11 protein-coding genes are annotated in these 12861 nt (G+C 37.2%); 8 read left to right on the top strand and 3 right to left on the bottom strand.

Annotation, left to right across the window (positions count from 1 at the left end):
• Positions 1–115 precede the first annotated feature (115 nt).
• The 3 genes from KRODI_RS00915 to KRODI_RS00905 form a co-directional block, all read right to left on the bottom strand.
• On the bottom strand, positions 116–1348 hold the full coding sequence (locus tag KRODI_RS00915) for a DUF748 domain-containing protein (RefSeq protein ID WP_013749683.1): 1233 nt from the start codon (positions 1346–1348) through the stop codon (positions 116–118).
• Positions 1349–1514: 166 nt separating this feature from the next.
• Positions 1515–2957 carry a glyceraldehyde-3-phosphate dehydrogenase gene (locus KRODI_RS00910; RefSeq protein WP_013749682.1) on the bottom strand — a complete coding sequence of 481 codons (1443 nt, stop codon included), beginning with the start codon at positions 2955–2957 and terminating at the stop codon, positions 1515–1517.
• Between the two features lie 171 nt (positions 2958–3128).
• Positions 3129–4535, bottom strand: a complete 1407-nt coding sequence (locus KRODI_RS00905) for a trypsin-like peptidase domain-containing protein (protein ID WP_013749681.1) — start codon at positions 4533–4535, stop codon at positions 3129–3131.
• A gap of 129 nt (positions 4536–4664) precedes the next feature.
• On the opposite strand from KRODI_RS00905, the gene dapF reads away from it, so the two are divergent.
• From dapF to KRODI_RS00865, 8 genes are all read left to right on the top strand, one after another.
• Positions 4665–5441, top strand: coding sequence for a diaminopimelate epimerase (gene dapF, locus KRODI_RS00900; RefSeq protein WP_013749680.1), 777 nt, complete (start codon positions 4665–4667; stop codon positions 5439–5441).
• Positions 5438–5980, top strand: coding sequence for a GNAT family N-acetyltransferase (locus KRODI_RS00895; RefSeq protein WP_013749679.1), 543 nt, complete (start codon positions 5438–5440; stop codon positions 5978–5980). Before dapF ends, KRODI_RS00895 begins: the two co-directional genes overlap by 4 nt.
• Positions 5981–7024, top strand: a complete 1044-nt coding sequence (gene mltG / locus KRODI_RS00890; RefSeq protein WP_013749678.1) for an endolytic transglycosylase MltG — start codon at positions 5981–5983, stop codon at positions 7022–7024.
• 246 nt (positions 7025–7270) lie between these two features.
• Positions 7271–7921 (top strand): hypothetical protein, encoded by a 651-nt coding sequence (locus KRODI_RS00885; protein ID WP_013749677.1) that lies wholly within the window; start codon positions 7271–7273, stop codon positions 7919–7921.
• A gap of 399 nt (positions 7922–8320) precedes the next feature.
• Positions 8321–8980, top strand: coding sequence for a hypothetical protein (locus KRODI_RS00880; protein ID WP_013749676.1), 660 nt, complete (start codon positions 8321–8323; stop codon positions 8978–8980).
• Between the two features lie 251 nt (positions 8981–9231).
• Positions 9232–11121: a molecular chaperone HtpG gene (htpG, locus tag KRODI_RS00875; protein ID WP_013749675.1), complete on the top strand. Its 1890-nt coding sequence runs from the start codon at positions 9232–9234 to the stop codon at positions 11119–11121.
• A gap of 189 nt (positions 11122–11310) precedes the next feature.
• Positions 11311–11868, top strand: a complete 558-nt coding sequence (locus tag KRODI_RS00870) for a thioredoxin family protein (RefSeq protein ID WP_013749674.1) — start codon at positions 11311–11313, stop codon at positions 11866–11868.
• Positions 11869–12083: 215 nt separating this feature from the next.
• Positions 12084–12857 carry a diadenylate cyclase gene (locus KRODI_RS00865; protein WP_013749673.1) on the top strand — a complete coding sequence of 258 codons (774 nt, stop codon included), beginning with the start codon at positions 12084–12086 and terminating at the stop codon, positions 12855–12857.
• Positions 12858–12861 lie beyond the last annotated feature (4 nt).

Below are 12861 nucleotides of genomic sequence, written 5' to 3'. Positions count from 1 at the left end.
GTTTAAATATAATTGCGGATTGTGAAATCCTACGGTTTACAAAAATACGTGTAAAGTCTTAATGCTGGACGTCTCGATATTCAAAAATATCATTATTTCTTCCGTTCTGTAGCAATTATATTGATTCTTTCGCGTCATTTTCTGATTGTCGTTCCTTGCGTCTTTGTTCTCTCCTTTTTATACGTTGTTCTTTTTTATAAGCTCTTCTTTCTTTTCCACTCATTGCATCTAGTTCTTCCTCAGATATTCTATCTGCTTCTGCCTCTGCGTCAGAAAAATTAATCTCTTCATCTACATTCGTTTTAAAAGCATTAATCCATCCATTTTCAAAAATGCTAAATATCGTAGGAAAAACTCCTGCTTCTACATTATTAAGATCGCCCTCTAGCGGAACCTTAAGCGCGAGTGTATTTGTACCTTGGTTTTTGAGAATAAACTTAAAAACTCCTACAAAACCTTCCCATATCACTCCTAAGATACCGTCTTCCTTGCTTATCAGTTTACTATCTTCTATAAGTGGTTTTACATAACCTTTAAGATATCCATCTGCTATTGCAATCTCTCCAAAGACTTCTACGGTGCCATTTTTGAAGTCAATCCCTCCGTAGTGTCTTGTAAGATCATTAATGGCAGTGATATTTGCGTTTTCTAGCGCAAAATCAATGTCCATATCTGGAATCTCTTTGATAAGATTGATTTTACCATCTAGGTCAAATAAGCCCTGACCAATAGTCACGCCCGTAGCTTTTATAGGTGAGGGTAAATTGCGCTCTGTTTCTTTTACATTGCGCAGATTATCTGCAGTGAGTTCAACTTGATCCATGTATAAATCTATTTGTGGCTCAGTGGTTATTTGTGCAAATCCTAGTTTTCCATCATGTACTTCAAAATGGTTTATTTCTAAGGGTACAAGATCTGTAAGTACAGCAGTCCAATCATCTACATCTGCCTCTTGTCCTTCTGTTGGAGTATTTTGATCTTCAAAAATGTAGGTTACCTGCGGACTATACATCTTTATCTCGGCAACAATTTTACCATCAAAAATAGACTTCCACTCTACAGAAATATCTGTTTGCGGAAAATTGAGAAATGGCACCTGCGTTTGTGCGTCAACCTTGTTCAAGTAGAGTCCTTTTATCACATAAGCTCCTCTGTAAAGTGCTATGTCAATGTCTTCCGCTTGGCCATAATAACCAGGTATGTTTGCAAGAGTTTTATTTACATACTTCTTTACTATATAAGGGAGAAGTAATCTTGCAATTATGAGCAGTAAAATAATAGTAACCGGAATCCAGTATCTTTTTTTCTTTACCGCTTTGCGCTTAGTCTTTTGCTCAATATTATTCATAGCGCAAATGTCTGTAAATGTTAAAATTACTTGCGTTAACAATCTCACAAATATAAAAAGCCACCTGGTGAGGTGGCTTTATGTGTATGCATAAGATTACTGTGAAGCAATCTGTCTTGTGTTTACATCACGCTTTCGCGAAAGCGTAACAACTACAAGTATAATCCTAGTAATATGTAAATCTGCGCACCTTTGCAATGTACTTAGCAAGGCGTATAACTTGATGGCTATATCCATACTCGTTATCATACCAAACGTAGAGTATAACGTTTTTACCATCCTTACGTACTATCGTAGCATTACTGTCATAAATGCTAGGAGCAGATGATCCTATGATGTCGCTAGATACGAGTTCGTTATCAATAGAATACTTGATTTGCTCCACAAGAGCTCCTTCAAGCGCATATTTTTTAAGAAGCGTGTTGATTCCCTTTATGCTTGTTTTCTTATTCAGTTCTAGATTAAGTATCGCAAGTGAACCGTTAGGTACAGGAACGCGTATCGCATTTGAAGTAAGTTTCCCTTCAAAATGAGGAAGCGCTTTACTCACTGCAGCTCCAGCACCAGTCTCTGTGATTACCATGTTAAGTGCAGCAGCACGACCTCTACGGTACTTGCTGTGCATGTTATCAACTAGGTTCTGATCGTTAGTATATGCGTGTATCGTTTCTAGGTGTCCTGTTTCTACACCTAATGTGTCATCAATCGCTTTAAGAATAGGAGTGATGGCATTAGTAGTACAAGAAGCTGCAGAGAAAATATTGATTTCATCTGGGTTATTCTCCATGTGGTTTACACCGTGTACGATGTTAGGAATCCCTTTTCCAGGAGCAGTAAGAAGTACCTTAGCAGCTCCTTTGCTTACTAGATGCCTACTCAGTTGTTCTTTATCACGGAAGGCTCCAGTATTATCAATAACTAACGCATCGCTAATGCCGTATGCCGTATAATCGATATCTTCTGGTGCATTTGCACTTATGAAGTTTACGGTGGTACCATTAATGATAAGTGCTTTATTTTCTGCATCTATAGTTACAGTTCCTGTAAAGTCACCGTGTACAGAATCACTTTTAAGAAGACTAGCTCTTTTTTCAAGAACCGTTTGATCTACAACACCGCGAGTCACTACTGCTCTTAGACGTAGCTGGCTTCCTTTGCCAGTGCGAGTCATTAACTCTCTTGCAACAAGACGACCTATACGTCCAAAACCGTAAAGAACAACATCTTTAGGCTCAATAGGAGTTACATTTTCGGCAGGCTTTAAGCGCTGCGCTACAAAACTAGTTGCATTTGCATTATCCTCTAGGTGATACTCATAAGTAAGTTTACCTATGTCTAGCTTAGAAGGAGGAAGGTTAAGTTGCTTGATTGCTTCTGCGATTTCTACACTATCAAAAATTGAGATAGGCTTCCCTACAAAGGCACCTGCATACTCGTGTAAATCTAGAATCTGGCTCACGTTGCGATCCATTACTTGATTTCTAAATACTACAAGTTCTATGGCGCTGTCGTACCATAAATCACTAGCAATTTTAATAAATTCTACAGTTGCTCTACGGCGATCTGCTTGAAAGGATAGTTCTTTTTCGTACGTTTCTGATTGACTCATTACGATGTAGTTAAAAGGTTTGTTTTGGTTTTAAAAAAATGTAAATTCACTTAAATTTTCGGCAAAAGTATATATTTTAAGTGGGTACGCAAACGATTTCGTTATCGAATTTGATGTAAAAAAATAACCCCTCTGGTACGGAAGGGTTATTCATTTTTATGTGTCTAATTATTAATCGAAGATGAAGCGGTTGCGTTCTCCTTTTTGATCAACAAAAACGATACTTACAGGTTCGTTTACACTTTTATTTTTAAAGATGTTCTTTACATCCTCTATAGAATTTACCATCACGTCATCTATCTCTGAGATTACAAGTCCTTCAATTCTATAACGTTTCATTGCTTCTGTAAGTGTCTGGCTTATAACTACGCCATTTTTGGCTTTGTATTTTGCAAGGTCTTTTGGTGAAGCATTTTTAACTTGTATACCTAGTCTTTCAATATCAAAAGTAATTGATTTGATTAATGTGACAGGTAATGTCATTTTAGTGTCGTCTCTTAAAATTTCAACTTGAACCACATCATCAGGTCTCTTTGAATTAATGTATCCAGTGAGATCAGAAAATTTTGTAATGTTAATATTGTCTATCTTTTTAATGATATCTCCAGTTTTTAAGCCTGCTTGTTCTGCGCCACTTTCAAACTCTACACCTGCGACATAAAAACCTTCGGCAGTTTTTAGGTTTTCGGCTTTTGCAATTTCGGCTGTAAGTGTACCACCACTTACTCCCAATATTCCTTTTTGTACAGAGCCAAACTGCATGATGTCTTCCATGATCTTACGAGCATTATTTGAAGGTACGGCAAATGCGTATCCTACGTAAGATCCAGTTTGTGAGGTGATGGCAGTATTAATACCAATTAACTCACCAAAGATATTCACCAAAGCTCCACCGCTGTTCCCAGGGTTGATAGCTGCATCTGTTTGTATAAAGGACTGGTAGTTTGCATCGCGCTCATCTATGTCACGAGCTTTTGCAGATACAATCCCTGCGGTTACTGTAGAGGTTAAGTTAAATGGATTACCTACGGCAAGTACCCATTCTCCTACCTTTGTGCCGTCACTATCGCCAAATGGGATATAAGGAAGTTCCTCACCAGCATCTATTTTTAATATTGCAATGTCTGCCTTTGCGTCTTTACCTACCACTTCTGCCATGAAGGTTTTGTTGTTGTTTAAAGTAACTTCAACTTCTGTAGCGCCATCTATTACGTGATTGTTTGTAATTATAAAGCCGTCGCCAGAGATGATAACTCCACTTCCTGCACCTACAATACCTTTGTTTGCCTGGCCGCCACCTCTCAGATATTCCATCATATTACGAGGCTGTCTATATTCTTGTACGTTTTTAACGTGTACCACTCCATTCACTGTTCTTTCGGCAGCTTCTGTAAAATCTACACCACTTGCAGCAGCAGTGAGTGCTTCATAATTGACCGGTTTATAAGTAGGTGTATTATCTATTTGATTAGGGTAAGAGGCTACTTCTATAGGCTCCTCAATAAATAGCTTATATGATCCTAGCGTGATTGCGCCTGCTAGTACGGCGATTAAAATTGTTCCTGCGATTTTTTTCATAGTCCGTTGCATTTAATCAATAATCGTTAAAATTAAAAATTTAGTATATCTACGGTTTCTATTTAACTGCCATTTAACACGAGAAACGAAATCGAGATTTGCTATTTTTGTCGCAATAAAGCATTAAAAATGACAATCCCATTTTCAAAATATCAAGGTACTGGCAATGATTTTGTAATCATAGATAACCGTACTCAATACTTTCCCAAAGATGATACCAAACTCATCTCAAAGCTCTGTGACAGAAAGTTTGGCATAGGAGCAGATGGATTAATGCTGTTAGAAAACCATCCTTCGGCAGATTTTAGAATGGTGTACTATAATGCAGATGGTAATGAAAGTAGTATGTGTGGTAATGGTGGACGTTGTTTGGTAGCTTTCGCGAAAGCGTTATCTATTATAGAAAACAACGCAACCTTTGAAGCGATAGATGGTTTACACGAGGCAAGCATAGAAGGTGATATCGTGCAGCTGAAAATGCAAGATGTATCTAAAATTAAGAAAGAACCTACATATACTTTTTTAGATACAGGGTCACCACATCACATTGCAATGGTAGACGATGTAGAAAAAGTAAACGTAAAAGCCGAAGGTGCAGCATTGCGCTACGGTAGTTTATATGGAGAAGCGGGTAGTAACATCAATTTTGTACAGCAATTGGATAATGCTCATTTTGCAGTGCGCACCTATGAGCGTGGAGTAGAGGATGAAACGTTGAGCTGTGGGACAGGAGTGACAGCTGTTGCAATCGCAGCACATACAAATGGCTTAACCACTAGCAATAAAGTAGCGCTAGATGTACAAGGTGGGAAACTGTCTGTACAGTTTGAGAAAACTAATGATGGGTATTCTAATATCTATTTAATAGGTCCTGCAACATTTGTTTTTAAAGGAGAATGGCAATGAAGACATTGCAAGGCACCCATTGCTATTTAAGAGCACTAGAACCAGAAGATATTGATCACGTATATCGTGTAGAAAATGATGAAGGTTTATGGAGTGTGGGAGAGACACTTGTTCCGTTTTCTAAATATGTGCTCAAAGAATACTTAGCAAACAGCCACCGTGATATCTTTGACGTACGTCAATTGCGCTTAGTGATATGTGATAGTACTTCACATAGTTTTGTAGGTCTTATTGATGTATTTGACTTTGATCCACATAATTTAAGAGCAGGTATAGGTATTGTAATTGCTGGTGAGGAACATAAGAGAAAAGGTTACGCCACAGAGAGTATTAACCTTCTCAAAAATTACTGCAATACACATCTAAATTTACATCAACTATATGCTAATATAGAAGAGGACAATAAGGCAAGTATCTCACTATTTGAAAAAGCAGGTTTTGAGTTAATAGGTATTAAAAAACAGTGGAGACGCAAACGCAGTCTCACTACAGGAAAAGAATCATATATAAACGAATTACTATACCAACACATATTCTAGATGTACATTAAAAAGATTTTACTACTTATAGTTGCCATAGGCATTGTTATAGGAGGCGTATTTGCTTACACAGTATACACTTCTATTTTTTCTGACAATACTGCCTTTAACAATGATCGCGCGCACTTATACATTGCAACAGGATCTGCTTTTAATGATGTGGTTGCAGATCTCTCACCACTTTTAAAAGACGAAGATTCTTTTATTACTGTAGCCGAAAAGAAAGGATATAATGATAATGTGAGACCTGGTCATTACATTATAAAAAAGGGGATGAGTAATAATGAGATTATCAATACCATCCGTATTAAAAATACACCTGTAAAAGTGGCTTTTAATAACCAAGAGCGTTTACAAGATATGGCGGGTAGAGTAGCAACCCAAATAGAAGCAGATAGTACATCGCTTATAACAGCGATGCTCGATACAAACTTCTTGAGAGAACATGACTTTAATAATGACACTGCACTCACTATGTATATCCCTAATAGCTATGAGTTTTTCTGGAACACGAGTGCAGAAGATTTTAGAGCAAGAATGCTAAGTGAGTATAAAAAATTCTGGAATGCCACGCGATTAGCCAAAGCAGCAGCGCTTAATCTAACTCCGCAAGAAGTATACTCGATAGCAGCCATTGTGCAAAAGGAAACTGCCAAAACTGATGAGAGACCTAGAGTAGCTGGTGTGTATTTAAACAGACTTAGAGATGGCATAAAACTAGATGCAGATCCTACTGTTATTTATGCCGTAAAGAGAGAAAAGAATGACTGGGACATGGTCATAAAACGTGTGCTGTATAAAGATCTAGAAGTAGACTCTCCGTATAATACTTATAGAAATAGGGGTATTCCTCCAGGGCCTATATTCATGCCAGATGTAACGGCTATCCAGGCCGTGCTCAATCCAGAAAAGCATAGCTACTATTACTTTGTAGCAGATGTAGAAAACTTTGGATATCACAAGTTTGCTAAGACATTGTCACAACACAATGCAAATAGCGCTGCTTACAGACGCTGGATCAACAATAAGGGTATCAATCGTTAAGTCCTTGTTAACTTTCATGTTAACAGGTATTAAATCATATTTCTAACACACTAAAGCTCCTTATATTGAAGTTGTTACCGTGATTCTCATAGAGACGCGGTTAACAGAAAATTCCTATAACAGGAATATGTTCTTTTAATTACAATAGAATAATGGCAAGCCGCGCTTGCAAGCTCTTATGAGAATTACTAAAGATTAGATCACACTAAGTGGTCGGTAATTGTAAACTTTAATTCGATTCATTATATGAAGAGACGTTATTTACTATTAGTAGTATTGCTACCTGTGTTATTTATAATATCTACAGGTTTCATTGTAAAAGATGATAATGGCAATGCGATAGCCGCAATGTGGTTCAAAAACCAGGCAGATACTTTTGTAACTCCTACGCTTGAATCATTTGTACCCGATTTTCCAGGAGGATTTAATAGTCCTGTTTTGGGAACATCGTATATAGGCTTTAAGGAAGCTTTGGCTTTTAGTGAGTCCAGTGGTAATTATTTTGCAGTAAACAGACTTGGTTATAAAGGCAGATACCAGTTTGGTCAATCTACTCTTAAGTGGGTAGGTGTAGACAGTGCAAGAGATTTTATGAGCTCTCCAGCCATGCAAGAAAGTGCATTTGATGCGCTTGTTGCAAGGAACAAATATGTTTTACGTGAGTATATCAACGCCTTTGACGGTAAAACAATAGGAGGTCATAAAGTTACCGAAAGTGGTCTCATAGCTGCGGCACATTTATGCGGAGCAGGAAACGTCAAGAAATTTCTTGACTCTGGTGGTGAGGATGTATTTGCAGATGCAAATAATGTACCTCTCACATCTTATCTAAGTCGCTTTGGCAACTTTGATACATCAATTATCCCCGCAAATGCGTCGGCAAAAGCTACTTTATAATTACTAAAAACCCAGACACTAATAGGTCTGGGTTTTTTATTGCGCATTATTTAAGGGTCTATGTAGTTGAATGCCTTATGTTAAAGTAGTGTTATGTCTTGCTATTGAGGAAGTTTTCTGGTCTACTTTTGCACTGTTATTGTATCGTCTAGTAGTGTAAATTGACGTTTTGAAGTGGGATTGATTGTAGAGAGGAGAGCGTTTTTAAGTCTGTTAGGTGTCGTAAGAGGTGTAAATAACCTCGTAAATGCAAGTAAATGAGCACAGAACAGTGCTTTTGAGTGATTTGTCGTTTAGGCTTGTCCATTACTCAAGATAGTTGTATTTTTGCGCGCCGAAATAGAGAGCACTTTAAGAAAGGTTTTAATTATGACCTTTTGGCGATCGAAAAGCAACCCTATGCTAAGAAACTTGACTAAAGTTACTGTATTACCTTTTATGTTAGGTATTCTGATGATTTCCCCAACATCTGACGAAACATATGATTTTACTCACTACGCTACAGATGGAACATCTCTAGATTATAGTGTCGCCCTTCCTAATGAAACTGAAGAAGTTCCATTTGTTTTTAACCCCACACCACTTACCGGAAAAAATTATACAGGTTTTAAAGAAGCACTTGCTTTTAAAGAATCGAGAGGTGATTACTTAACGATTAACCGTTTTGGTTATTTGGGTAAATACCAGTTTGGTGCATCCACGCTTGACCTTCTAGGTATTACAGATGGATCTGAGTTTTTAGAAGATCCGCTACTTCAAGAACAGGCTTTTTTATTAAATGCTTCCCGTAATAAATGGGTTCTTAGACGTGATATTAAGCGTTTTGAAGGACGCTGGATTGCAGGAGTACGAGTGACGGAGTCTGGTATACTTGCCGCAGCTCACCTTGCTGGACCTGGTAGTGTAAAGAAATTTTTAAGATCTGGTGGAGAAATAGGTTTTGCAGATGCCTTTGGTACTAACATACGTAGCTATATGAAACGATTTTCTGGTTATGATGTTTCTAATGTAAAAGCAGTAAAGTATCCTTCTATTGACAAATTAACGGCTAGTCTATAAAGTATATAGCTTAGTGTAAGAATATATAAGACATCCAGTATCGTATAGATGCTGGATGTTTTTTTTATACGCTTTCGCGAAAGCGTAATTACTCACACTTAAAACTCTGTCATTGTAGGTGTATTACGAGATAGATACAAGAAGCTACCATCTTTAAAAGGTTGTAAAATGTCAGTTTGTCACTTATGTCGTTGTGGTACTTTTTTCGCTTTAAGCGAGAAAGAATTATTACAAATCAAAACACATATAACATGTCAACAGGAAAAATTAATGTATCGGTAGAGAATATCTTTCCGCTTATTAAAAAGTTCTTATATAGTGATCACGAGATCTTTCTCCGTGAGCTCGTTTCAAATGCAACAGATGCAACACTTAAACTAAAGCACTTAACTTCAATAGGAGAGGCTAGTGTAGATTATGGAAATCCTAAAATTGAGATTAAGATTGATAAAGAAGGAAAGAAACTTCACATTATCGATCAAGGTCTTGGTATGACGCAAGATGAGGTTGAAAAGTACATCAACCAACTTGCATTTTCTGGAGCAGAGGAGTTTTTAAATAAGTATGAAGAAGGAGCAAAGGACACTGGAATTATAGGTCATTTTGGTCTAGGTTTCTACTCTGCTTTTATGGTAGCTTCTACTGTAGAGATTATCACAAAATCTTACAAAGATGAGCCTGCAGCACACTGGACGTGTGATGGTAGCCCTAACTTTACACTTGAAGCGGCAGATAAAACTGACAGAGGAACAGAAATCATACTACACATTGCAGATGATAGCTTAGAGTTTCTTGAAGAAAACCGCATCTCTGGATTACTAGCAAAGTATAACAAGTTTATGCCAGTGCCAATTAAGTTTGGTATGAAAACAGAAACACTTCCTAAGCCAGAAGACGCAAAAGAAGAAGATCCTGCACCTACACAAGAGGTAGATAATATCATCAACAACCCAGAACCAGCATGGACTAAGCAACCTGCAGATCTAGAGGATGAGGATTATAAGAACTTCTATCAAGAATTATATCCATCACAATTTGATGAGCCATTATTCAACATTCACTTAAATGTAGATTATCCTTTTAACCTAACAGGAATTTTATACTTCCCTAAGTTAGGACAGGATATGAACATACAGAAGGATCGCATACAGTTATATCAAAATCAAGTTTTTGTAACTGATAATGTAGAAGGTATTGTACCAGATTTCTTGACAATGTTACGCGGAGTGATAGACTCTCCAGATATTCCACTTAACGTATCACGTAGCTATTTACAAGCAGATGGTGCCGTAAAGAAAATCTCTGGTTACATCTCACGAAAAGTAGCAGATAAATTGAAGTCATTATTTAATAGCGATAGAGCAGACTTTGAGAAGAAATGGAATGACATTAAACTCGTAATTGAGTACGGAATGTTATCTGAAGATAAATTCTTTGAAAAAGCAGATAAGTTTGCTTTATACCCTACAGTAGATGATTCTTACTTTACATGGGAAGAGCTTGAAGCAAAAATAAAAGACAACCAGACGGATAAGGATGGTAAAATGGTGGTGCTTTATGCAAGTGATAAAGATACACAACACTCATACATAGAAAGTGCAAAGGCAAAAGGATATGAAGTTTTATTACTAGATACTCCTATTGTACCGCACTTAATTCAAAAGCTTGAAACAAGCAAAGAGAACGTGAGCTTTGTACGTGTAGATGGAGATCACATCAATAATCTTATCAAGAAAGACGAAGAAGAGATTTCTAAACTTTCTGATGAGGAGATGGAAACTGTAAAAACTACCATTACAGAAGCGATAGGGACTACTTCTTATACGGTTCAAGTAGAAGCGATGGACAGTAACGCTGCGCCATTTATCATTACACAACCTGAGTTTATGCGTCGTATGAAAGAGATGCAGCAAACTGGCGGTGGCGGTGGTATGAACATGTTTGGTAATATGCCAGAGATGTACAACCTCGTAGTAAATGGTAATCATGCACTTGTGTCAGAAATTCTCAATGCAGACTCAGAAGACACTAAAAAGCGCTTAATCACACAGTCATTTGATCTAGCAAAGCTTTCTCAAAATCTTCTTAAAGGAGAGGAACTTACTAGCTTTATCAAACGTTCTTACGAGATGATTAAATAATTTTACTCGATATTATTTATATCTAGTAAGAAGTAAATTTTATAAAAGCCACTTTTCATTTATGGAAAGTGGCTTTTTGATTTTATAAAAGCGTAACTTTTTAAGTAGCTTACCGTCCTATGAGATAGTAGCGCAATAACTTCACTTGTTACTTTGCAAACGACTACATTTAATAAATAAATAAATATCATGTCACTCACTCCTTCAACCATGCTCGATCTGGGCACAAAAGCCCCAGAATTTCAACTTATAGATACCGTTACAAATCAGCTGTGTAGTTACCATGATGTTAAAGGAGAACGCGGTACTGTGGTGATGTTTATATGTAATCACTGTCCTTTTGTTATTCATGTGATAGATGAGATCGTGCGTATAGCAAATGATTATCGCGTGCTTGGTTTTGGGTTTGTTGCCATAAGCAGTAATGATATTGTTAAGTATCCGCAAGATGGGCCAGAGATGATGTGGCAAAATGCTCGTAAAAACAACTTCACATTTCCTTATCTACTTGATGAAACACAAGAGGTAGCAAAAAACTATAAGGCGGCATGTACTCCAGATCTCTATGTTTTTGGACCTAATAACAAGCTAGTATATCGCGGTCAGCTTGATAATAGTCGTCCGGGTAATGGAATTCCTGTAAATGGACGTGACTTAAGAGAGGCGCTAGATAACATTTTCAATAGTAAGCCCCAATCTACCCTCCAAAAGCCAAGTATGGGTTGTAATATCAAGTGGAAATCATAAGTGGGGTAGTAGGATTAGTACGCTTTCGCGAAAGCGTGACTCAATAAATATATCTTTTAAAATTCTTAAATATCATTAAGCGTTAGGGTCGCAGTCTAGAGGTAAGCCGAAAGTAAAGACCGCAAAATCAAAGTAGTGCCACTTAAAATTAAGTTTTTAGGTGCTAGATTTTTTGCTCTCCCTTTTTCTGCTATTTTTACGTAAATCCTAGACTATTGGAAATTTTAGAAAATCTGCGCATCTTAGACGGTATCGACATTTTGCTCGTTGCTACCTTGATGTTTTATTTATACAGGCTCGTTAAGGGAACGGTAGCTATAAATATCTTTATAGGTATCGTGGTGATTTATCTCATCTGGCAACTCACAGTACTTCTCAAAATGGAAATGCTTAGTACCATACTAGGGCAGTTTATAGGCGTGGGGATGTTTGCGCTCATTGTAGTATTTCAACAAGAGATTAGAAAGTTTTTATTACTCATAGGAAGCACAAACCTCACGAAGGGCGGACTATTTAAGAATTTTAATTTTTCAAAAAAAGAAGGTGTTCTCAATCTAGATATTCATGCAATTCTAGGAGCTTGTGAGAATATGAGTAACACCAGGACAGGTGCACTTATCATTATAAGGAGAGCAACGAGTCTAGAGTTTGTAAAAGATACTGGAGACCGCATGGAAATAGAGGTAAACAGACCTATTATAGAAAGTGTTTTTTATAAGAACTCTACATTACACGATGGTGCAATGATTATTGAGGATAATAAGATAACAGCAACACGTGTTATTTTGCCTGTAACTCAGGAACGCAATATTCCATTACGCTTTGGACTTAGGCATCGTGCTGCAGTAGGAATTACAGAAAAGACAGACGCACTTGCCCTAGTGGTAAGTGAAGAAAGTGGTGCTATAAACTATATAAAGGATGGTGAGTTTGTACTCTTTGATACCATAGATGAGCTGCGTGTTTTATTAGAACAAGAACTAATGTAACGCT

Source organism: Dokdonia sp. 4H-3-7-5 (assembly GCF_000212355.1).
GTDB lineage: Bacteria > Bacteroidota > Bacteroidia > Flavobacteriales > Flavobacteriaceae > Dokdonia.
The sequence above is the reverse complement of the archived record's forward strand: the minus strand, read 5'-3'. Positions and strand labels throughout refer to the sequence as shown.